General features: G+C 62.5%; 23 protein-coding genes and 1 riboswitch. Of the genes, 12 read left to right on the top strand and 11 right to left on the bottom strand.

Annotated features, from left to right (window positions below; all coding sequences use genetic code 11):
* The first annotated feature begins 85 nt into the window (after nt 1–85).
* Together IEV58_RS13230 and IEV58_RS13225 are read left to right on the top strand one after the other, a co-directional pair.
* Complete coding sequence (locus IEV58_RS13230) at nt 86–808, top strand: rhomboid family intramembrane serine protease (RefSeq protein WP_188410179.1); 723 nt, start codon at nt 86–88, stop codon at nt 806–808.
* Between the two features lie 69 nt (nt 809–877).
* Entirely contained in the window at nt 878–1,309 is a 432-nt protein-coding gene (locus IEV58_RS13225) for a CBS domain-containing protein (protein ID WP_188410178.1), read from the top strand.
* Nucleotides 1,310–1,320: 11 nt separating this feature from the next.
* On the opposite strand, the gene IEV58_RS13220 is transcribed toward IEV58_RS13225, so the two are convergent.
* The 3 genes from IEV58_RS13220 to folE form a co-directional block, all read right to left on the bottom strand.
* On the bottom strand, nt 1,321–2,331 hold the full coding sequence (locus IEV58_RS13220) for a patatin-like phospholipase family protein (RefSeq protein WP_188410177.1): 1,011 nt from the start codon (nt 2,329–2,331) through the stop codon (nt 1,321–1,323).
* A 135-nt stretch (nt 2,332–2,466) separates the two neighbouring features.
* A complete protein-coding gene (gene hisI, locus IEV58_RS13215) occupies nt 2,467–2,922 on the bottom strand; it encodes a phosphoribosyl-AMP cyclohydrolase (RefSeq protein ID WP_188410176.1) in 456 nt (151 codons plus the stop codon).
* 13 nt (nt 2,923–2,935) lie between these two features.
* A complete protein-coding gene (gene folE / locus IEV58_RS13210; RefSeq protein WP_188410175.1) occupies nt 2,936–3,565 on the bottom strand; it encodes a GTP cyclohydrolase I FolE in 630 nt (209 codons plus the stop codon).
* Between the two features lie 120 nt (nt 3,566–3,685).
* Between folE and IEV58_RS13205 the strand changes: the two genes are divergently transcribed.
* On the top strand, nt 3,686–4,144 hold the full coding sequence (locus IEV58_RS13205; RefSeq protein ID WP_188410174.1) for an iron-sulfur cluster assembly scaffold protein: 459 nt from the start codon (nt 3,686–3,688) through the stop codon (nt 4,142–4,144).
* An 11-nt stretch (nt 4,145–4,155) separates the two neighbouring features.
* On the opposite strand, the gene IEV58_RS13200 is transcribed toward IEV58_RS13205, so the two are convergent.
* Nucleotides 4,156–5,169 carry a tetratricopeptide repeat protein gene (locus tag IEV58_RS13200; RefSeq protein ID WP_188410173.1) on the bottom strand — a complete coding sequence of 338 codons (1,014 nt, stop codon included), beginning with the start codon at nt 5,167–5,169 and terminating at the stop codon, nt 4,156–4,158.
* Nucleotides 5,170–5,173: 4 nt separating this feature from the next.
* Nucleotides 5,174–6,460 carry a TAXI family TRAP transporter solute-binding subunit gene (locus tag IEV58_RS13195; protein WP_188410172.1) on the bottom strand — a complete coding sequence of 429 codons (1,287 nt, stop codon included), beginning with the start codon at nt 6,458–6,460 and terminating at the stop codon, nt 5,174–5,176.
* Between the two features lie 283 nt (nt 6,461–6,743).
* Between IEV58_RS13195 and yidD the strand changes: the two genes are divergently transcribed.
* Nucleotides 6,744–7,046, top strand: coding sequence for a membrane protein insertion efficiency factor YidD (gene yidD / locus IEV58_RS13190; RefSeq protein WP_188410171.1), 303 nt, complete (start codon nt 6,744–6,746; stop codon nt 7,044–7,046).
* Between the two features lie 76 nt (nt 7,047–7,122).
* Nucleotides 7,123–9,072, top strand: a complete 1,950-nt coding sequence (gene thrS / locus IEV58_RS13185) for a threonine--tRNA ligase (protein ID WP_188410170.1) — start codon at nt 7,123–7,125, stop codon at nt 9,070–9,072.
* A gap of 63 nt (nt 9,073–9,135) precedes the next feature.
* Here thrS and sseA read toward each other — a convergent pair whose 3' ends face one another.
* Together sseA and IEV58_RS13175 are read right to left on the bottom strand one after the other, a co-directional pair.
* Nucleotides 9,136–9,975 (bottom strand): 3-mercaptopyruvate sulfurtransferase, encoded by an 840-nt coding sequence (gene sseA, locus IEV58_RS13180; RefSeq protein WP_188410169.1) that lies wholly within the window; start codon nt 9,973–9,975, stop codon nt 9,136–9,138.
* Nucleotides 9,976–10,034: 59 nt separating this feature from the next.
* On the bottom strand, nt 10,035–10,967 hold the full coding sequence (locus IEV58_RS13175) for an RgsD C-terminal domain-containing protein (RefSeq protein WP_188410168.1): 933 nt from the start codon (nt 10,965–10,967) through the stop codon (nt 10,035–10,037).
* A 108-nt stretch (nt 10,968–11,075) separates the two neighbouring features.
* On the opposite strand from IEV58_RS13175, the gene IEV58_RS13170 reads away from it, so the two are divergent.
* Entirely contained in the window at nt 11,076–11,639 is a 564-nt protein-coding gene (locus IEV58_RS13170; protein WP_188410167.1) for a nitroreductase family protein, read from the top strand.
* 4 nt (nt 11,640–11,643) lie between these two features.
* The gene (locus IEV58_RS13165) at nt 11,644–12,240 is read left to right on the top strand and encodes a flavin reductase family protein (protein ID WP_188410166.1); all 597 of its coding nucleotides are present in this window, start codon (nt 11,644–11,646) and stop codon (nt 12,238–12,240) included.
* A gap of 27 nt (nt 12,241–12,267) precedes the next feature.
* Here the strand turns inward: IEV58_RS13165 and IEV58_RS13160 are convergent, their stop codons facing one another.
* Together IEV58_RS13160 and IEV58_RS13155 are read right to left on the bottom strand one after the other, a co-directional pair.
* Nucleotides 12,268–12,699: a DUF6841 family protein gene (locus IEV58_RS13160; RefSeq protein ID WP_188410165.1), complete on the bottom strand. Its 432-nt coding sequence runs from the start codon at nt 12,697–12,699 to the stop codon at nt 12,268–12,270.
* A 34-nt stretch (nt 12,700–12,733) separates the two neighbouring features.
* On the bottom strand, nt 12,734–13,510 hold the full coding sequence (locus IEV58_RS13155) for an NAD kinase (protein ID WP_188410164.1): 777 nt from the start codon (nt 13,508–13,510) through the stop codon (nt 12,734–12,736).
* A gap of 71 nt (nt 13,511–13,581) precedes the next feature.
* Between IEV58_RS13155 and cutA the strand changes: the two genes are divergently transcribed.
* Nucleotides 13,582–13,905 carry a divalent-cation tolerance protein CutA gene (cutA, locus tag IEV58_RS13150; RefSeq protein WP_188410163.1) on the top strand — a complete coding sequence of 108 codons (324 nt, stop codon included), beginning with the start codon at nt 13,582–13,584 and terminating at the stop codon, nt 13,903–13,905.
* A 34-nt stretch (nt 13,906–13,939) separates the two neighbouring features.
* Here the strand turns inward: cutA and IEV58_RS13145 are convergent, their stop codons facing one another.
* Complete coding sequence (locus tag IEV58_RS13145) at nt 13,940–15,913, bottom strand: TonB-dependent receptor plug domain-containing protein (RefSeq protein ID WP_188410162.1); 1,974 nt, start codon at nt 15,911–15,913, stop codon at nt 13,940–13,942.
* Between the two features lie 168 nt (nt 15,914–16,081).
* Nucleotides 16,082–16,295: riboswitch (cobalamin riboswitch) on the bottom strand.
* 139 nt (nt 16,296–16,434) lie between these two features.
* Here IEV58_RS13145 and IEV58_RS13140 point away from each other — a divergent pair.
* From IEV58_RS13140 to IEV58_RS13125, 4 genes are all read left to right on the top strand, one after another.
* Nucleotides 16,435–16,761, top strand: coding sequence for a YnfA family protein (locus tag IEV58_RS13140; protein ID WP_188410161.1), 327 nt, complete (start codon nt 16,435–16,437; stop codon nt 16,759–16,761).
* An 80-nt stretch (nt 16,762–16,841) separates the two neighbouring features.
* Nucleotides 16,842–17,180 carry a hypothetical protein gene (locus IEV58_RS13135; protein WP_188410160.1) on the top strand — a complete coding sequence of 113 codons (339 nt, stop codon included), beginning with the start codon at nt 16,842–16,844 and terminating at the stop codon, nt 17,178–17,180.
* Nucleotides 17,181–17,278: 98 nt separating this feature from the next.
* On the top strand, nt 17,279–17,836 hold the full coding sequence (locus IEV58_RS13130) for a response regulator (protein ID WP_188410159.1): 558 nt from the start codon (nt 17,279–17,281) through the stop codon (nt 17,834–17,836).
* Nucleotides 17,833–18,378, top strand: a complete 546-nt coding sequence (locus IEV58_RS13125; RefSeq protein WP_188410158.1) for a hypothetical protein — start codon at nt 17,833–17,835, stop codon at nt 18,376–18,378. The genes IEV58_RS13130 and IEV58_RS13125 overlap by 4 nt, the downstream gene beginning before the upstream one ends.
* Here the strand turns inward: IEV58_RS13125 and IEV58_RS13120 are convergent.
* Nucleotides 18,369–19,790, bottom strand: a complete 1,422-nt coding sequence (locus IEV58_RS13120) for a DEAD/DEAH box helicase (RefSeq protein ID WP_188410157.1) — start codon at nt 19,788–19,790, stop codon at nt 18,369–18,371. The genes IEV58_RS13125 and IEV58_RS13120 overlap by 10 nt on opposite strands.
* Nucleotides 19,791–19,867: the final 77 nt, after the last annotated feature.

Here is a 19,867-nt window from a genome sequence, read left to right as displayed (position 1 = left end):
ATGCAGTCGCGAAAAGACGAGCGTTCACAGGCTTGCGGCTCCGCGTGCGCATGGCCATTTCTCAGGCGCAGGAGGCAGCTATAAAATGAATTTTCATTCGCCCCATCATGTTCCGCGCCGCGAGCGTGCCTTCAATGCCCCGGCGTCGGTGCTGGGTCTCATCGCTGCCTTCACTGTCATCTATGCGGTCATGGCCTTTCTGCCGGAGCGGACCTATTTTGAGACGATCGTGTTGTTCGCCTTCTTTCCGGTCCGCTATGGCGGCGAGATGATCGGCTTTCCCGGGGGCGTGGCCGCTGATCTGTGGACCTTCGTGACCTATACCTTCCTGCACGGCGGCATGGCCCATCTCGTGCTGAACTGCGTCTGGCTGCTCGTGTTCGGCAGTCCCGTGGCATGGCGCTTCGGCACCCGCCGCTTTCTCATCTTCTGTGCCGTCACGGCCGCGGCCGGTGCGCTGGCCCACCTTCTGAGCCACTGGGGAGATACAACTCCGGTGATCGGCGCGTCGTCGGTGGTCAGCGGAGCCACGGCCGCGGCCATGCGCTTTGTCTTCTCGCGCGGCGGCCTTTCCATGATCGGCGGCAACAGGGCAGCCGGTCACCTGCCGGCCGAGCCACTGCTTGTGGCCTTGCGCAATCCCACTGTGCTCGGCTTCATCGTGGTCTGGTTCGTGCTCAACCTTGCATTCGGGCTGACGGCGGGTGACATCGCATGGGAGGCCCATGTCGGCGGCTTCCTGGCTGGTCTGCTGCTTTTCCCGCTGTTTGATCCTCCTGGACGCGGAGGTTATCTGCGCGCCGCTTGATTGCAGGAGGTCTTCCACGCAATCATGGCGCTTATGGCTTTGTCATGACCGCGTGAGGAGGAGCTTCTGATGACGGTGGCACATATTCTGGCGACCAAGGGACATGATGTCGTGACCGCGGAACAGGGCGACACCTTGACGAAGGTCGCATCCGTGATGGCCGAGCGGCGCATCGGCGCGGTGGTGGTGACCGGCGGGGAGGGCACCGTCCTCGGCATCCTCTCTGAACGGGATATTGTTCGCGCGGTCGCTGAGGGCGGCGCCGATGCCTTGGCGGCAAGCGTTGCCGCTCATATGACGCGCAAGGTTGTCACGACCACCGGAGAGGAAACCATACCCGCGCTCATGGAGCGGATGACGGAGGGAAGATTTCGCCATCTGCCGGTGCTCAAGAACGGCAGGCTCGATGGTATTGTCTCTATCGGAGACGTGGTGAAGCATCGGCTCGCCGAGATCGAGAGCGAGGCCAGCGCCATGCGGGACTACATCGCCAGCGCCTGATACCGGCCATCTCACACCAGAGCCAGTGCTGCTTCCTTGATGCTGTCGAGGTTCTTTTGCACGATCTCGTATCCGAGGTCGATGGTTTCCGCGGCGCGGTGGAATTCGAACAGGCCGATACCGCGGAGTTTGGGGCTGAGCAGCACGTCGGGTGGATCGCCGGCAAGGCGGGCGCGGGAGATGCGGTCCTGCACGATGTTGAAGGCTTCCATCATCACGCTCGGGATGCCCGGAGGGCCGCCCGTGACCTCGCTCACCACCTGCTTGCTGAAAATGCCGCGCGCAGCCGAGAACAGTCCGTTCTGTCCGCCTTCGGTGAACCGGATAGCTTCGTCATTGTCAGCATCATCGGTGCCATGCATCGGCACGATGGCCCCGCGACCGTAGATGTCGGACTGAAGATTGACACCGATGACGAGCCGGGCGCCCATGGCACGTGTGGTGGAGACAGGGACGGGATTGACCAGGGCGCCGTCCATGAGCCAGCGACCGCCGACACGCACGGGCTCGAAGATGCCGGGCAGAGCATAGGACGCGCGCATGGCCTGCACCAGCCGTCCTTTGGTGAGCCATATCTCGTGACCGGTCCGCAGCTCCGTCGCCACTGCCGCAAAGCGGATTGGCAGGTCCTCGATGCTGCGCGGACCGATGTCGCTTTCCAGAAGGCGGCGCAGACGAGCACCGTTGATCATGCCGGCGCCGCCGAGGCTGAGGTCCATCAGCGAGAATACCCGCCGCTTGGTCAGGCTGCGCGCCCAGGTCTCCAGTTCCGGGAGCTTCCCGGCAGCGTAGCAGCCGCCTACCACCGCGCCTATGGATGTTCCGGCGATGATCTGCGGCTCTATCCCTTGCTCTTCGAGAGCTTTGATGACGCCTATGTGCGCCCATCCGCGCGCCGCGCCGCCGCCGAGGGCGAGGCCGACATTCGGCTTTCCGATGCTTGCATCCTCGCCAACGGGGGGATCCGTCAGGGTCTTGTCGTCGGATGTGGCTCCGACCATACGCGCCAACTCGTGCAGCATGGCTGCAACTCCCGTGATCCTCGACCCATCATTCGTGACAGAGCCTCACGAATGGTGAACGCGCGCGAGTAGATTTAAAAGCTCACCTTCTTAGTAAGGTAAACCATACCACGTCCTGACGGCCAGATATCGCGTCTAGCCTCCATATACCCGCGATGGGTCGAACAGCAGTTCATCATCGACGAAGGAGAGCTTCATTTCCGGATCGGGAGCCCTCCCGATCGGCACCTCGCGGTAGAAGCAGCCTTTGCGGCCGGTATGACAATTCGCGCCCGTGCCGCCGGTGCGCACCACGAGCCACAGAGCGTCCTGGTCGCAATCTACCCTGAGGGAGGCAACCTTCTGCTCATGGCCGCTCGTCTCGCCCTTGCGCCAGAGCTTTCCGCGGGACCGGGACCAGTAATGGGCGATACTGGTCTCGATCGTCAGGGCCAGCGCTTCAGCGTTCATATGCGCGAACATGACCACCTGGCCGGTCTCCGCATCGGTGGCGATGCAGGCGATAAGGCCATCAGCGTCAAACTTCGGGGAAAACTGCGTGCCGCTTTCGACGGCGTCGTGGCTGCCGCGCGGCGCGAACATCTCTGTCATGAAAATCCCGGTCTCAACGGCTACGCACCAACGTCAGAAAGCGTACCTGTTCGGCAGGATCGTCCCGGAACACGCCGGTGAACTGCGTCGTCACCGTGGAGACGCCTGCCTTTTGGATGCCGCGCATGGTCATGCACATATGTTCGGCCTCGATCATGATGGCGACGCCGCGCGGCTTCAATGAATCGTCCATGGCATGGGCTATTTCGGCGGTCAGGTTTTCCTGTGTTTGCAGCCGCCGCGCGTAAACATCCACCACACGGGCGATCTTCGAGAGCCCCACCACGCCATCGCTGGGATAATAGGCAACATGGACCTTTCCGTAGAACGGCACGATATGATGTTCGCAGTGTGAGAAGAAGGGGATATCCCGCACCAGCACGATGTCATCGTAGCCGCTGACTTCCTCGAACACGCGTGCGAGATCGTCGCGCCCATCCTTGCCATAGCCGCCGAACAGCTGATCGTAGGCCTTCACCACCCGGCTCGGGGTTTCGATCAGCCCTTCGCGTGAGGGGTTCTCCCCCATGTAGGCGAGCAGGGTGCGCACGGCGGCCTCCGCTTCGTCACGCGAGGGACGAGGAGCTTGAGGCATGTCAGTGCCGGCGACCAGCGTCGCGGGGTGCTTTACAATGGCGTCCATGATTTTCAACACGGCCTTTCGTCGGTCCGCCGCCAGAGCATCTGTGATTGGCGTCGGGGCATCCTTATATAGGCATTCTATATATGATCGCAGCCCATGGATGCAGCATAACGGATCATCATGTTCAACGATCTTTACAACCGCCGGATTCTGGAGCTAGCGGGCGATATACCTCGCATCGGGCGGCTGCAGAACCCGGATGCCAGCGCCAAAGCACATTCCAAGCTCTGTGGGTCGACCGTTACCGTCGATATCGTCATGAATGACGGCAAGGTTTCCGATTTTGCCCATGATGTGAAGGCCTGTGCTCTTGGGCAGGCCTCGTCTTCGGTGATGGCGCGCAACATCGTCGGCTCAACACCGTCCGAGTTGCGCGGCCTGCGCGCGACCATGCAGCGCATGCTGAAGGAGAACGGACCGGCCCCGGAGGGAAAGTGGGCGGACCTGCGTGTGCTGGAGCCGGTGCGTGATTACAAGGCACGGCATGCCTCTACGCTGCTGACCTTCGATGCCGTCGTCGAAGCCTTGGACACGATCGAAGCCCGTCAGCAGCAGGCACCGGCTCACCAGGAGGCCTGAGGCGACCCGTCTCAGCCCTTTAAGCCGTAGAGAATGGCCAGGCGATCCTTGGCCCGTTTCGAGCCGAGATCGCGGGCGCGAATGTAATGCCAGCGCGCCAGCTCCTCGTTCATGACAACACCAAGGGCCTGCGCCTGCGGATGTATGGCCGCGTCATATGTCTGGCCGAGCGCAAACATTGCCTCGGCATGCCCCCGATCGGCGGCGCGCTTGAAGAGAAGGCGCGCGCCCGTGATGTCGTTGAGCTTCTCCAGTTCCAGGCCGCGCCGATAGAGCGCTTCCATCCGCGCCGCTGTTTCCGGGTCGACCGGAGCGACGGCCGGAGCGGGTGTGCCCGGCGTGGATGTGCCTTCCCGCGTGGTCGTTGGAAGCGTGGCAGTGGAGTCAGCGTTCTTTTCCGGTTCAGGGGCGTTCCGCTCCCCGGCGGCGACAGGCGGTATGGGAAGGAAGGCAGAGGCCGCGCCGGCCTCTGGCGCATCCTTTTGCTCCGGTCGAATGACCTGCGTCTGCACCGGACGGGTGTCGAACGCGGTGACCGCTGGTCGCGGTTCAATGCCGATCGATACCGGTTCCACAGGCGGCAGTTCCGTCTTGCGGGCCCAGCGGGGTTCATCGGCTACACGCAGGGTCACGCGCTCCAGTTCCGTATGGGCCTTCGCGATCAGCTTCGACGGATCCGTCGGCATATGCGCGTCGGCGCTTCGCGAGGTATAGGGCCGGGTGATGAAGAAGAGCGTCAGAGCGCCGGCGATCACGAGCAGGGCGCTCATCCTGATGACCATCCGCACGTCCGATAATGAGGCAATCCGCCGGTAGCCCTTGGCTGCAAGCCGGCCAACGGAACTGTCCGGCCCCAGGTGATGAAAGGGCACCGCTTTCATGGGCGAGGAGGCTGCGACATGTTTCGGCGCATCTGCCAGCGGTGGTACGGCAGGCCCGGACGGAGGCATCGAGTGTGCGTCCTGCGACATCGCCTCCAGCGCTTCGATCAGATCGTCGAGGAGGTGCTCCTTGTCCTTGCTCATCCCGTCAATCCCTATTCTGGCTTCCCCGGCCATCATCCTGTGACCGACGCCACTCTACGAAGTCCTGGAAAAGCTTCAGCCGTTCCCCCTCGTCCGTGCTGGCCTTCTGGGCCGATGACAGGAAGCCCTCGAATTCCGCACGCAGCTTCTCAATCTCGTCTACGGGCTTGGGCATGGGGGCAGGCATTGGAGACGCCGCAGCAGCGGTCTTGCGCGCATTCGTTTCAAGCCATTGCCGGGCGCCTGCGAAACGCGTGAGACCGGGCACTTCCGCCAGGAGGTTGACTTCCTTCCACTTTGGATGGCGCGGTGCCTGGCGCAGCTCGTCGAAGCGGTCGAACAATTGATTGGTGAACGTGGTGAGGCGCTGGTGGCGCTCCGAATTGGCGGGCCAGTTGTAAGCCACCAGCACGGCTGCGGTGGACACGGTTTCCACCGTTTCCCCCTGAGGGATCAGGTCGGGATAATCATCATGCGTCAGTTCGGTCGGGAAAAAATTCTCGTGCAGGGCAGGAGCATATTCGATCGGCACGAAATGGAAGCCATCGGAAGGTTCAAGTTGCCTGAAGAGGTTGCTGGGCTTTCCCGCCTCCAGGATGGTTGCCGCGATTTCGTTGCGGCGCATTGCTTCGACGCCGTCCAACTGGCCCATGTTGACCTGTTCGGTCTTGATGCCGAGCTTGTTGAAGATCTGCCGGGCGGTCACCGTGGTGCCGCTGCCGGCGTCGCTGAAGTTGACCTTCTTGCCATCAAGATCCTTCAGTGACCGTATCTCCGGCCTTGCATAGACGTGGATCTCCTCATTGAAGAGGCGCATGATATAGACAAGCTTGCCGTCGATATCGGGCATCTGCTTGTCTTCCTTGAGGTGGGCGAGCGTGTTGGAGCCCATGATGCCGAGGTCGATGCCGCGCAGGAACATCACGTCGCGCACGTTTTGCGCCGCGCCTTTGCCCACGATCGGCAGCACACGAAGACCTTCCGCTCCGTCGACAACGGTTGCGATGTCATAGGCGATCGACAGATAGGTGCCATTCGGGTTGCCTGAGACGATCGAAACAGTGTTGGCATTGGCCTGGTCGACAAGACGGCGGTAAAGAGAGTCCCCAGCTGCGGGCTGTTGGCGCGTGACCGGCTGTTCCTTTTGCCGCTCGGTCTGCAAAAGCGGAACCGGCCCGCGGCTCCAGTCTGCCGCCGCCGGATTGTCAGTGGCGGGGGACTGAGCCCGCGCGGCGCCGGCCGAAGCCAGCACAGCAAAGGCAAGACAGGAGGTCCTGAAGACAGCAAACATATGATCCGGCCCCGAAGTGAGCTGGGTAAAGCTCGATACGCGCGATACAACTTTGCACTGGGAAGGGATGATGCAGCCCACACCCTCCCCATGCCCCGGAGAGCCGGTCACCTCTCGCCAGTTGTTAAGGAAATGTCAATAATATACTTGCGGGAGAGAAATAAGTTTTGGATGAAACTAGATCGTAATATTGTAATTCTGTCAGGGGCAAAGCGAAGAGTGACCACAAAATGGATAGCCTACACTGCCAAGAATTTTTCTGTTAACTGATGCTGCTTTCAAGATGACCAATTTGCTTCGTGCTGTGATCTGGATCTACCGTTACGGGATCTCGCCCATGCTCGGGGCCAACTGCCGCTATGAGCCGAGTTGCTCGGCCTATGCCGATGAAGCGCTTCGCCGCCATGGCGCCTGGCCCGGGTTGTGGATCAGCACCGCACGATTTTGCCGGTGCCATCCCTGGGGGCCGGCGGGCTATGACCCGGTCGACGAAGAATTGCCCGCGAAGGCGCGCTGGTATAAGCCGTGGCGCTACGGGCACTGGACCGGTCGGCACATGCGATTCCGCAGGGATCGGCTGACCTGATCCTCCCGCTCACGACCCCGCCTCTTACCGCTTACCTGCACTCGTTTGCAGGAGTGAGCTCTAAGGATGATGACCTATGACGATCACTCTGACATTCCCCGATGGCGCCCAGCGTCAGTACGATGCCGGCATCTCCGGCTATGATCTCGCCAAAAGCATTTCTCCTTCCCTGGCCAAGCGCACCGTCGCCGTGGCGCTCGATGGCGTGGTGACCGATCTTGCCGACGGTATCACCGAGGACGCCAGGATCGAGCTGCTCTCGCGCGATGACCCACGCGCGCTGGAACTGATCCGCCACGACTGCGCCCACGTTCTCGCCGAGGCGGTGCAAAGCCTGTTTCCAGGCACCCAGGTGACCATCGGCCCGGTGATCGAGAACGGTTTCTATTACGACTTCTATCGCGCCGAGCCCTTTTCCACCGACGATCTTGCCGCCATCGAAGCACAGATGCGCAAGATCATCGCGCGGGACGCGCCCTTCACCAAGGAGGTCTGGACGCGCGATCAGGCGCGCGCCTTCTTCGAGGAGCGCGGCGAGGCCTTCAAGGTGGAACTGGTGGACGGGATCCCGGCGGATCAGTCGCTGAAGATCTACAGGCAGGGCGACTGGCTCGATCTCTGCCGCGGCCCCCACATGACCTCCACAGGCAAGGTCGGCAACGCCTTCAAGCTGATGAAGGTCGCCGGCGCCTACTGGCGCGGCGATTCGACCAAGCCCCAGCTGCAGCGCATCTACGGCACGGCCTTCGCAAAGCAGGAGGAGCTCGACGCCTATCTCCACCAGATCGAGGAAGCGGAAAAGCGCGACCACCGCAAGCTCGCCCGCGAGATGGATCTCTTCCATTTTCAGGAGGAGGGGCCCGGCACCGTGTTCTGGCATCCCAAGGGCTGGACCATGTTCCAGGCTCTGATCGGCTACATGCGCCGTCGCCAGAACGCCGCCGGCTATATGGAGGTCAACGCGCCGCAGATCCTCGACCGTGCCCTGTGGGAGACCTCCGGCCATTGGGCGAGCTACCACGAGAACATGTTCGTGACGCAGACGGAGGACGAGCGCGTCTTCGCCATCAAGCCGATGAACTGTCCGGGCCATGTGCAGATCTTCAAGCACGGCCTGAAATCCTATCGCGATCTGCCCTATCGCGTCGCCGAATTTGGCTCGGTTCACCGCTATGAGCCGTCAGGCGCGCTGCACGGGCTGATGCGCGTGCGCGGGTTCACGCAGGACGACGCCCACATCTTCTGCACCGAGGATCAGATCACCGAGGAATGCCTCAAGATCAACGATCTGATCCTGTCGATCTACAAGGACTTCGGTTTCGAAGAAGTGGTGGTGAAGCTCTCCACCCGACCGGACAAACGGGTGGGCGACGATGCTCTGTGGGACAAGGCCGAAGCGGCCATGGCCGATGTTCTGAAACAGGTGGAGGCAACCTCGGGCGGCAAGGTGAAGACCGGGATTAATCCGGGCGAGGGCGCCTTCTACGGACCGAAGTTCGAATATGTCCTGCGTGACGCCATCGGCCGCGACTGGCAGTGCGGCACAACCCAGGTGGATTTCAACATGCCGGGACGCTTCGGCGCCTTTTACATCGGCGCCGACGGCGAGCGGAAGACGCCAGTGATGATCCACCGCGCCATCTTCGGCTCGCTGGAGCGTTTCACCGGTATCCTGATCGAGCATTTTGCCGGCCACTTCCCGCTCTGGCTGTCGCCGCTCCAGGTCATGGTAGCGACCATCACCTCGGCCGCCGATGATTATGCCTTCGAGGTGACGGCGGAGATGCGCAAGGCGGGTCTGCGGGTGGAAGCCGATATCCGCAACGAGAAGATCACCTATAAGGTGCGTGAGCACTCGCTGGCGAAGGTCCCGGTTCTGGCCGTCGTCGGCAAGAAGGAGGCCGAGGAGCGCACCGTGTCGGTCCGCCGTCTCGGCTCCACCGACCAGATGACGCTCAAGCTCGACGATTTCATTGCGCAGCTTCGCGACGAGGCTGTCGCACCTGACATCAAGGCCGGCCTCTGATCAATGGCGGATAATGCAGCGGCCTGGATCTCATCTACTGGAGATCCAGGCCGCTGGCGCCGTTCAGCCTTTGTCGATGGGGGTGTCGGGACGACTGCCCCATTCGCTCCATGAACCGTCGTAGAGTGCCCCCTCCGGCAGGCCGGCCAGCACCATTCCCAGTGTCAGCATGGCTGCGGTGACGCCGCTGCCGCAACTGGTCACCACCGGCCGCGAGCCGTCGACGCCCGCTGCGGAAAAAAGGGCTCGCAATGCCTCGGGCGTGCGCACCGTATGATCGGCATTGAGGATCTCTGAGGCCGGGATATTGGTGCTGCCAGGAATATGGCCGCCGCGCATTCCGGCGCGCGGTTCCGGGACCTCGCCAGTGAAACGGCCAGCTGGTCGCGCATCCAGCACCAGCTCCTTCTGGCTCGTCGCATTGTCCAGCATGTCACCGATCCCGCGCAGCATTCCGGCCCGAAAATCGGCCCGATATCCCAGGGAAGCCGTCGGGGTGACGTGACCTTGCTCGAGTGCGCGTCCCTCCCGGATCCATTTGGGCAGGCCGCCGTCCAGCACCGAGGCCTTATCGTGTCCGAACAGGCGCATCAGCCACCATCCCCGCGCCGCGGAGGCAAGCCCCTTCTGGTCATAGAAAACGACATGCGCATCGTTGGTCACGCCGAGCGCCGTCATCAACTTTTCAAAGCGAGCGGGTGTCGGGACCATATGAGGCAGGCTGGCATCGGGATCCGCGACTTCGTCGATATCGAAGAAACGAGCACCGGGAATATGCGCCTCGGCAAACTTCTGGCGTCCGTCCACCGGCTCATTGGGCAGATATTTCGTCGCGTCGAATACGATGACGTCAGAGCCGACAAGGTGTTGCGCCAACCATTCGGTCGTGACCAGGGGATGCACGGTCTGTTCCTCTCCGCTCGAGCAGTCGCGGACGCTGGCTGCCTTGTTCGTTCCGCAGGTCACGGCGCGGTCAGCGCGATGTCCAGGGTTTCGCCGGTGCGTACCGTGAATTCCTTCTGCACGCTCTTGCCGCCGTTCTGCGCGACGGCGACATAGTCGCCCTCCGCGAGAATGAGTTCAGGCGCCGGCCCCTGCGCGTTTGTGACGGGGTCGCCGCCCGGCGTGAGGATGGACCAGTCGGTGTCGCTGAGCGCGACATCCTCGTCCGCCTTGGTAAGCTTCAGCCGCACGGTGGCAGCCTTATGGTTCAGGGTGGCGTCCGTGATCTTGCCCGGTTCGATATTGAGATCGACCGATATGCGCGAATTCGCATTGCCGTAGGTCGAGGCGATTTGGTAGCTGCCGGCGCCGAGGCGGATGATCTGGCCCGGCTTGGCCTCATCGAGCACCGAATGCTCCACTCCGCCCTCATTCTTCAGGACCTGGAACACCAGATTGCGCTGGTCGATCTCTTTTTCGTTGACGATGCCGGTGAGACGCAGGGCCCCCGCTTCCAGCACGATGTCGACGCTCTCCGCCGCCGAGCCGAGGATGACATGCTCCGTCGCAGTGGCGAGGCCGTAGGTGACATGCACCACATAGCCGCCGGGATCGATGGTGAACAGCGGCTGAGATTCCTTGGATTCCGCGACCAGAGGAAAGTTGCCGTTTACATCCGACTGGTCCGAAAAGACCCGCCAGAGCAAGCCGTTCGGAATCACTTTCCCCTTGGTGAAATAGGCGGTCGCCGCCAGGACCGTCTTGGTCTGGGCCGCCGGACTGACCGGCGCGAGCGGCTGCGACCGCGGTGGCGTCTGGAACTGCCCGCCAGGCACGGGAAGACCGAGCCCTGCACCCTCCGGTGCAAGCGATTGCGCCAGCGCGGCCTGTGCAACGCACAGGGCGGAAAACGACAGGAGAATCGACCGGGAGAGACGACGCGCGCCGAGCATGATGCGCTAGGTTTCACGAACAACGGGCATTTTCAAGGCGCAAGATTGCAAGCACACCGGCTTTCTGCGACAGGAAGGGCCCCGTTTATTCCTGCCACCGGGAAAATCATGCTCGACTTTCTTCTCCGTCGCCGTTCGGTGCCGCCGCGTCTGATGCGCGCTCCTGGCCCGGATCAAACCCAGCTCGAAACGCTGCTCACCATCGCCTCGCGGGTGCCGGATCACGGCAAGCTCGCGCCATGGCGTTTCATCGTCGCCTCGGGCGAGGCACGTAAGAAACTGGCCGATGCACTCTGGGAGGCTCGAAAGGCCGACTTCGATCCTGATGATGTGGCGCGGCTCACGGAGGAGCGCACCAAGCTGTCTGATGCGCCAACCTTGGTCGTTGTGGTGTCGCAGGCCGCACCGCACGAGAAGATCCCGGAATGGGAACAGGTTCTGTCGGCCGGCGCGGTATGTCTGAACCTCGTCACGGCGGCGCTCGCCATGGGCTATGGCGCAAGCTGGCTCACCGGATGGTCGGCCTATGATGAAAGGGCCCGCGAGACCCTCGGTGTCGCGGACGGCGAGAAGGTCGCGGGGATCATCTACATCGGCACGTTCGACATGGCGCCAACCGATCGCCCGCGCCCCGCGCTCGCGGATATCGTCACGGCTTGGCAGGGCGGTTGAGCGCATGTTCTATCAACCGTCCGAGGGGCACGGACTGCCGCATGATCCTTTCAAGGCCATCGTGGCTCCACGCCCGATTGGTTGGATCAGCACCGTGAACGAAGCAGGTGGCGTCAACCTTGCCCCTTACAGCTTCTTCAATGCTTTTGCTGACTCGCCTCCCATCGTCGGCTTTTCCAGCAACGGCGAGAAACATTCGGTGGTCAACGCCCGCGCCACCGGTGAATTCGTCGCCAGCCTTGCCACCCGCCCGCTTGCGGAGAGAATGAACCTGACCTCCGCGCTGCTTGCCGAAAACGGTGGAGAGTTCGAGTTCTCGGGGCTGGAGGCGGCACCCTCCCGTCTCATAGCGCCTCCGCGCGTGGCGGAAAGTCCTGCGGCACTGGAGTGCAGGGTGACCGCGGTCCAGCGATTGACCGACATTGCCGGAAAACCGATCGAGAACTGGCTGGTCCTTGGCCAGGTCGTCGGCGTTCACATCGACGACGCCTTCGTGACTTCCGACGGGCTCTTCGACATGGCCGCCGCCCGTGTGATCGCCCGCTGCGGCTATATGGACTACGCGGAGGCAGACACCTTTTTCAGCATGCGTCGTCCATAGCTATCGCGGGCAGCGAGCGAGCCGCCGTTAGATGACACCGTGCTGCTTCAGCAGCGCCTGCTCATCACCTGACACCCAGCCGAAGACTTTTGCATCGCCGTCCAGAACCTGGACGAGATAGTGAACATCGAAGTCTATCGCGGTCTCAGGCAAATCGTCGCGAACATAGGTGGCGGTCCAGGCGACATGCGCAACGCAATGAAGGTCGTCTATCGGGGAGAGACCGATGCCTCGCACCCGCATGTGTTTCGTTCCTATCGCGCGATAGTGGTTGTAGCCTTTGAGCATAGCCTCGACGAACTGCTCGTCGTTCTTCCCGGTCATGACACCGGCGGGCGACGCTGCGATGAATTCGGAAGCGTACAGCTCCGCGATCGCATCCTTGTCGATCTCGTTGGCGAGAGATCGATTGAAAAAGCTTTCGTATCGCTCGAACAGCTTCCTTACGGCTTGTTCCATCTGAGGACCTCTCGCAGTTGTATGAGCCTAGAGGCTAGAAGCCGAACTGTTCCGTCAGGATCCGCTCGTCGAGGCTGTGGCCGGGATCGTGCAGCATGACGAGAGGCGTGTTGCGGTCGAGCTCGACCCTGACCTTGGAAACGCGCCGAATCTCGTTGTGATCGGCCACGGCTGCGACGGGCCGCTTGTCCGGGTTCAGCACCCCGAATTCGATGACGGCCTGATCGGGCAGCAGCGCGCCCCGCCATCGCCTCGGCCGGAAGGGCGAAAGCGGGGTCAGCGCCACCAGGGGCGAGCCCAGCGGAACAATGGGGCCGTGGGCGGAGAGATTATAGGCCGTTGAACCGGTCGGCGTTGCCACCAGCACTCCGTCGGCAACGAGCTCCGGCATCCGCATCTTGGAATCGATGCTGATGGAGATCTTGGCGACCTGGTGGGTCTGCCGGAACAGCGAGACCTCGTTGATGGCGAGAGCTTCATGTTCCTGCCCGTCGACATCCACCGCCTTCATGCGCAGCGGATGCGTCACGGTCTCCTCGGCGTTGTTCAGACGCTGCGTCAGATCATCCTCATGAAAATCATTCATCAGGAAGCCGATGGTGCCGCGATTCATGCCGTAAATCGGAATACCACGACCAAGCAGGCGGTGGAGCGTCTGCAGCATGAAGCCGTCGCCACCGAGCGCCACGACGACATCGGCGTCGTCCACGGCCACATTGCCGTAGCGGGCGCTCAGCTGATTGAGCGCGGACTGTGCGTCTTCGGTCGCGCTGGCGACAAAGGCGACCCGTTGAAAGGCGGCGACGGACATGTGAGGCCCCGGTTGCGCGAGCGGCAGTCCGCGGGCATGGTCCCCACGCTGCCAATCAACATGAGGCATACATGGATAGTCCCGTTCTCGTCTACACGACCTGGCCGAAGATGGAGACGGCCGCAGGAGCCGGACAGGCGCTGGTGGAACGCAAGCTGGCGGCCTGCGTCAACATCATGCCCGAGATGGTTTCGATCTTTCCCTGGCGTGGCCGGGTGGAGGAGGTGAGGGAGGTCGTCATGATCATCAAGACGCGGCAGGACCGCCTGGAAGAGACCATGAGCGCCGTCGCCGAGATGCACCCTTACGACACGCCGGCTGTATTGGCATTGCCTTTGATGGCCGTTCATCCCGGCTATGCCAAATGGATCGTGGAAGAGACTACGGAGGCTTGAGGGCCCGCTCCGAGGAGCAGGCCCTTTTGTGTCCCTAGTCTCCCAGCCGCACCTTGAGCCCCGCGTAGGCTGCGAAACCGGCGCCCTGATAGGAGAAGGCGTCCTCATGGTCTTCGTCGAGGATGTTTTCGGCACGGGCGAAGGCCGTGACCTGCTTCGTCACATCATAGTCGATCTTGGCGCTGACCAGCGTATAAGCCGGCAAAACGACGGTTAAGCTGAACGGGTCAACGTTAGTGAAACGGGTGTCCGTCTGATCGCCGGTGTAGGCCGCTCCCAACGTCAGCCGCGCCCGGCCTTCCAGGAAGCGCGCCGTGGCATAGAGGCTGCCCGTGTGCCGCGGCCGACGGATTTCGAGCACTTCGGTGGAGATCTCGCCCTCTGAGAAAGGTTGTTCCGACAGCGTGTAGGTGTAATTGGCGCTGAGGTCGATCCAGTCCACCGGCGAGAAGGTGGCGGTCACTTCGACGCCCTTGCGATCGGAGGTGCCATCAAGGTTCCGCACCGTGTTGATCGGGCTAAAGACGGTGACGATCTCGTCTTCCAGCCTGGACTGGAAGTAAGTGACGTCGATCAGGAGGCGGTTATCCAGGAAGCCTTGCTCCACCCCGATATCGAAGCCGAGCGACTCTTCCGGCTTGAGGCCCGGGTTGCCGATGAAGTCGGGACCGTAACCGTATTGCTCGAAGAAACCGGGATTGGTGATGCCGGTGCCGACCGAGCCGTGGAAACGCGTGCGGGTTTTCTCGAGGCGATGCGAGGCAGCCAGGCGCCAGGTGGTGGAATCCTCGAAATCATCGTTCCAATCGTGACGCACGGCGGCCGAGACGGTGGTGCCGAAAGGCAGATCAACCAGATATTCGCCGGCGATGCCGGTGCGGTCGCGCTCCTGCCCGGTGATCCAGAACGGCGCCATTAAGTCGGTGGCATCCTGCTGGAATTCTTCGACCTGATAATCGACAACAGCCGTCAGCGTCTGCCGCTCGCCGTAGCGCGAGCCGAAGCTATAGCTTGTCTTGTTGGTATAGGTCTGCCGGTCACCCTGGAAGATGCTGGGGGCAGCGGCGCCGTAGCGCGTATTGGAGCTTTCGGTCAGGAAGTCGGCAGAGGTGATGTTGCGGAAGTTGCCATCGAGCGCCGTGAAGGTCGCGGCCACGCGTCCGAGCGCGGAATCGCTGTTGCGCACATTGTCCCGATCGAGCACGTAACCGTCGGTCGGTCCGCCGGGATCGTAATCGGAATCGCCGAAGGACGCCGTACCGTCGAACTCGTCCCTGCGATCGGTGTACCGCAACGAGCCTTCCACGTTCCAATGGCTGCCGAGATCAAAGCCGAGTTTGCCATTGACGATCGCGGCACTGCTGCCGTCGTCCTCGCTTCCGAGCCGCGAGATGTTGTAACCATCGGTGCGATAGGCCTGCGCGCCGATCGAGCCATAGACAGGTCCATGGCCACCTCTGAGAAGCGCGCTTCCCGTAAGCGTGCCCTGTGTGCCAGCCTCCACCGATGCCGACAGGGACGTGCCTTTCTGGCCGCGTCCGGATTTGGTCACGATGGAAATGACGCCGGCGTGCGCGGCAGCGCCGTAAAGCCCTGACTGGGGCCCACGGATCACCTCGATCCGCTCGACGTCTTCCGTCAGGATATCGGCGAAGTTGAATTCCGCGTCCGCCAATGAATTGGCCTGTACGCCGTCGATCAGCACCAGGACATGGTTGCCTTCCGCCCCGCGCAGGCGCACCTGCGTATTGGAGCCGCGCCCGCCCGGTTGGCTTAGCGCAATGCCCGGAAGCGAGCGCAGAACCTCGGTAAGCGTCGTCTGGCCGCGTTCCCTGATCTGCTGTTCGGTGACGACGGTGACGGCGGAGCCGACCTTGCTCGCCTCCAGCGGCACCTGATTGGCATAGATGACGATCTCCGGCAGCTCCACCTCCTGCGCCGAGGCGGTGGAGGCGATCAGAGCCGCGGGAAGTGTGAAGACGAGCGCACCAGCAGTGAGCCGTGACATGGATGACCTCCGGTCAACGTCGGAACGAGGACGAACGCGGAGGCGCCCCGGACGGACCGGAGAGCGGCACGGACAGAAAGATGGCTGGCGCGTGACATGCCAGAACCTCCGCAACGGTTGATTGTCACCGCTGCGGACAGGCCGCTCCCCTGCGCGCCCCGCACATGGGATGGATGACCGTCGCAGGCAGGTCTCCTGGCTTGTGGGTCTTCGTCCTTTCTCCGCCTTCCCGGTGCCGGGGCACCAGTGGCTTCGTGAAGAAGGTCTCACCACATACAGTTGCGGGGGCAGCTTCGGCTGCGGCATCGAAATGCCGCCGAATTCCCTCTTGTCGGAAGGCGCCACTCGGCACCTCTCGCACACCTGCGACGTGGGCGATATCCATGATAGCGGCGAAGTCCTGTCAATCCACGGCGTCTCAGGGATGAGCGAAGAGCTGTGAGTGACGATGTTTTCCTTGCTTTACGTGGCATATCGGACACGGCATCGTGCCGCCGTTGCAAGGGCAGGGGGAGCGCCGCATGTTTTCAATCGTCGTCTATGCAGGGGCAGCGCTTGCTGAGATCGCCGGATGTTTCGCCTTCTGGGCGTGGCTCAGACTGGATCGAAGCGCGCTGTGGCTGGTGCCGGGCCTCGCTTCGCTTGCAGCCTTCGCATGGTTGCTGACACTTGTTGAGAGCGATGCCGCCGGCCGCGCCTATGCGGCCTATGGCGGCGTCTATATCGTCGCCTCCCTGCTGTGGTTGTGGGGCGTGGAGGGCGCGCGTCCGGACCGATGGGATATCGCCGGAGGGGCAGTCTGTTTATGCGGCGCCGCTATTATTCTCTTCGGTCCGCGCCCCGCTTAACTTTGCCCGACTGTTCCAGCGAACCTTTTCGCGCCGAACTGAGTTGTTGGTTGGACAGGTAGTTCAACGGGAGATGACGCATGTTCGGATCACGCCGAAGCAGCAACGACCTTTCGGTTCAGATCGAGGATTTGCAGTCCCAGCTCGATGATCTTTTGCGGGCCACGGGCAAGCGCGCCAAGAAATCCACCGAACCCATCCGCTCGACCATCGTCAGCGACATGCGCGAGATCTATGACCAGATCGACAGCATCCTCAGTGGGGTCGGTCAGCTCTTTGCGATTTTCGGCCGCAGCCGTCGCAAGATGGGCGACGCTCTGCATATGTTTGAAGATACGGTCGAGAAAAATCCCAGCAAAGCGGTTCTGGCCGCGATTGGCGTTGGCCTCGCGATCTATTTCCTGGCCAAGGATAGGTAAAGGTTTCTGCAGCCGCCTTGAGTTCGCGTTAAGCTTGCCAACCCCACGTTAACACTGACGCCTTATGGTTGCCGCTCTACCGAAGGAGCGGCCACGGGATGATCCGCATCGAATTCAACAAGCTGCGTTTCCTCGTGATCGACGATAACGCACACATGCGGCGCATCGTCCGGACGCTTCTGCATGGCTATGGGACGCGCGAGGTTTATGAGGCCGAGGACGGCGCGTCGGGTCTTGAAGCCTTCACAGCCTATCAGCCGGACATCGTCATCACCGACTGGGCCATGCCGATTTTCGATGGGATCGAGCTTGCGTCGATGATCCGCCAGCCGGGGTCAAACCAGAATCCCTATGTGCCCATCATCATGCTGACGGGCCATTCCGAGAAAAGCCGGGTCATCCGCGCGCGTGACAGCGGCGTCACGGAATTCCTCTGCAAGCCGATTTCCGCAAAGGCGCTTTATCAGCGGATCCTGAGCGTTGTCGTCAACCCGCGGCCTTTCATCAAGACCAAAACCTATTTCGGGCCCGATCGTCGGCGGGGCACGTCAGCTCACATGGGCCCCGAACGCCGCAAGGATGGCGGAGGCGCCGCCGAGATCACTAAGATCGAGCCTCTCTACGACAAGATAAAGTCGGGGCTCCGCGGTTCATGACAGCAGATCGCAAATCCGCGAAAGAGCCGGACCACGAAGTTATCGTGCCGCCGACCGACCTGAGGGCCTTCGCCAAATACATACCTGGCGAGGGGCTGGACGAGGCGGCCTTGGAGCGTGCCGAACAGGCGCTTCAAGCACTGGAGGGAAATTTCGGGGCCTGGATGCAGCATGAGGTCGATGCTCTGGTCACAGAGCGTGAGGCATTGAGGTTGCCCGTCGCATCGGCACGCGCCTTTGACCCGTTTTATCGGGCATCGCACGATTTGCGCGGCCAGGCCGCGACCTTCGGCTATCCCGTCGCCGGGGAGATCGCGGACAATCTCTGCAATTACATGGACGCCGTGTCCCTGCCGGACGGCATCTCCATGGAATTCGTCGACGCTCACATCAATGCGATCGTTGCGGTTTTGCGCGAAGATGTGCGCGACAGTTCGAACCCGATCGCCCGTGCGCTCCTGTGGGAGTTGGGCGAAGCTCGAAAGCGCTTCGCCCCATCACCGGCGGATGGCGACGACGCCGAGGCGTCAGGTCAAGCCTGACCCCCCTCCTGGCGTTGCCGGCCCTGGCCACCAAAGCGGCGGCGGCCATCGCCTTTCCGCTTTAGGAAAGCGGGCGCGCCATCTTCTCGCTGCGGGCGCTCGGTCCGCGTCCCATCCGGGGAAGCACCGCGCCGGCCGGGAGCCTGTTGTCCCGACGAGGGCGGTGTCGAGCCACTGCGTCCGCCGCCGAAGGCTGGTCGCTTTCCGCGATGGGGCTTGGCGCCCTGGCGCGGCTTGGGAGATGAGGGACGCGGTCCGGCATCGAGCGCCGGAGAGGCCATGGGCTGGCCATCCCGATCGAAGGCAGGCACCTTCTGGCGGATCAGCTTCTCGATATCGCGCAGATAAGCCTTCTCTTCGCCGTCGCAGAACGAAATCGCGATGCCGGCGGCGCCGGCACGGGCCGTGCGGCCGATCCGGTGCACATAGCTTTCAGGAACGTTCGGCAGCTCGAAATTGACCACATGGGTCACGCCGTCCACATCGATGCCACGTGCGGCGATATCGGTCGCCACCAGGGCGCGCGCCTTGCCGGCTTTGAAAGCGGTGAGGGCGCGTTCGCGCTGGCTCTGGCTCTTGTTGCCGTGGATGGCGGCGGCGCCGATGCCGGCCTTCTCAAGGTGCTGCGTCACGCGATCCGCGCCATGCTTGGTGCGGGTGAAGACCAGTACGCGCTCCATGGAGGAGTCCGCGAACAGCTTTGCGAGGTGATCGCGCTTTTCGCCTGCGGGAAGGAAGATGACGCGCTGCTCGACGCGCTCGGCCGTGGTGGCGACGGGCGTCACCGACACGCGCACCGGATCGCTCAGGAGTTCGGCGGCGAGATTGCCGATGGCCGGGGGCATGGTGGCCGAGAAGAAAAGGCTCTGGCGCACCTTCGGCAGTTCCTTCACCAGCGCGCGGATCGCATGAATGAAGCCGAGGTCGAGCATCTGATCGGCTTCGTCGAGCACGAAGATCTCGGTCTGATCGAGGCGCAGGTTGCCCATGCCCATGTGGTCCATGAGCCGGCCCGGGGTCGCAACGAGGATGTCGACGCCTTTGACCAGGGCGTGCGCCTGCGGACGTGCCGAAACGCCGCCGAAGACGGTGGTGATGGTGAGGCCGAGATGGCGGCCGTAAGCTTTGAAGCTGTCGGCGATCTGGCTCGCAAGTTCCCGGGTCGGGCTCAGGATGACCGCACGCGCGCCGCGACGAGGCGCCGGCTTCGGGTTGGAGATCAGGCGATGCAGGATCGGCAGGGCGAAGGCGGCCGTCTTGCCGGTACCTGTCTGGGCAATTCCCTGCAGGTCACGTCCGGCGAGGACATGCGGAATGGCCTGTGCCTGGATCGGGGTCGGTGATGAATAACCCTCAGCATCAAGCGCCTTGAGAATGGCTGGCGCGAGGCCGAGGTCGGTGAAGGTTGTCACGTGTATGAAATCTTTCGTGTAAACGTCCGCGCCGGAGCGCACGTTGATGCGCTGCCTGAAGCGGGTGTCGTTAAGAC

The sequence above is a fragment of the Agaricicola taiwanensis genome, assembly GCF_014635245.1.
Taxonomy (GTDB): Bacteria; Pseudomonadota; Alphaproteobacteria; order Rhizobiales; family Methylopilaceae; genus Agaricicola; species Agaricicola taiwanensis.
This window is presented reverse-complemented; position numbering and strand designations above follow the sequence as displayed.

Bases quoted from the DNA above. Each gene is read 5' to 3' on its own strand.
- IEV58_RS13230 (WP_188410179.1), top strand. From the start codon at position 86: ATGAATTTTCATTCGCCCCATCATGTTCCGCGCCGCGAGCGTGCCTTC.
- IEV58_RS13225 (WP_188410178.1), top strand. From the start codon at position 878: ATGACGGTGGCACATATTCTGGCGACCAAGGGACATGATGTCGTGACC.
- IEV58_RS13220 (WP_188410177.1), bottom strand. From the start codon at position 2,331: ATGCTGCACGAGTTGGCGCGTATGGTCGGAGCCACATCCGACGACAAG.
- hisI (WP_188410176.1), bottom strand. From the start codon at position 2,922: ATGACAGAGATGTTCGCGCCGCGCGGCAGCCACGACGCCGTCGAAAGC.
- folE (WP_188410175.1), bottom strand. From the start codon at position 3,565: ATGGACGCCATTGTAAAGCACCCCGCGACGCTGGTCGCCGGCACTGAC.
- IEV58_RS13205 (WP_188410174.1), top strand. From the start codon at position 3,686: ATGTTCAACGATCTTTACAACCGCCGGATTCTGGAGCTAGCGGGCGAT.
- IEV58_RS13200 (WP_188410173.1), bottom strand. From the start codon at position 5,169: ATGAGCAAGGACAAGGAGCACCTCCTCGACGATCTGATCGAAGCGCTG.
- IEV58_RS13195 (WP_188410172.1), bottom strand. From the start codon at position 6,460: ATGTTTGCTGTCTTCAGGACCTCCTGTCTTGCCTTTGCTGTGCTGGCT.
- yidD (WP_188410171.1), top strand. From the start codon at position 6,744: ATGACCAATTTGCTTCGTGCTGTGATCTGGATCTACCGTTACGGGATC.
- thrS (WP_188410170.1), top strand. From the start codon at position 7,123: ATGACGATCACTCTGACATTCCCCGATGGCGCCCAGCGTCAGTACGAT.
- IEV58_RS13175 (WP_188410168.1), bottom strand. From the start codon at position 10,967: ATGCTCGGCGCGCGTCGTCTCTCCCGGTCGATTCTCCTGTCGTTTTCC.
- IEV58_RS13170 (WP_188410167.1), top strand. From the start codon at position 11,076: ATGCTCGACTTTCTTCTCCGTCGCCGTTCGGTGCCGCCGCGTCTGATG.
- IEV58_RS13165 (WP_188410166.1), top strand. From the start codon at position 11,644: ATGTTCTATCAACCGTCCGAGGGGCACGGACTGCCGCATGATCCTTTC.
- IEV58_RS13160 (WP_188410165.1), bottom strand. From the start codon at position 12,699: ATGGAACAAGCCGTAAGGAAGCTGTTCGAGCGATACGAAAGCTTTTTC.
- IEV58_RS13155 (WP_188410164.1), bottom strand. From the start codon at position 13,510: ATGTCCGTCGCCGCCTTTCAACGGGTCGCCTTTGTCGCCAGCGCGACC.
- cutA (WP_188410163.1), top strand. From the start codon at position 13,582: ATGGATAGTCCCGTTCTCGTCTACACGACCTGGCCGAAGATGGAGACG.
- IEV58_RS13145 (WP_188410162.1), bottom strand. From the start codon at position 15,913: ATGTCACGGCTCACTGCTGGTGCGCTCGTCTTCACACTTCCCGCGGCT.
- IEV58_RS13140 (WP_188410161.1), top strand. From the start codon at position 16,435: ATGTTTTCAATCGTCGTCTATGCAGGGGCAGCGCTTGCTGAGATCGCC.
- IEV58_RS13135 (WP_188410160.1), top strand. From the start codon at position 16,842: ATGTTCGGATCACGCCGAAGCAGCAACGACCTTTCGGTTCAGATCGAG.
- IEV58_RS13130 (WP_188410159.1), top strand. From the start codon at position 17,279: ATGATCCGCATCGAATTCAACAAGCTGCGTTTCCTCGTGATCGACGAT.
- IEV58_RS13125 (WP_188410158.1), top strand. From the start codon at position 17,833: ATGACAGCAGATCGCAAATCCGCGAAAGAGCCGGACCACGAAGTTATC.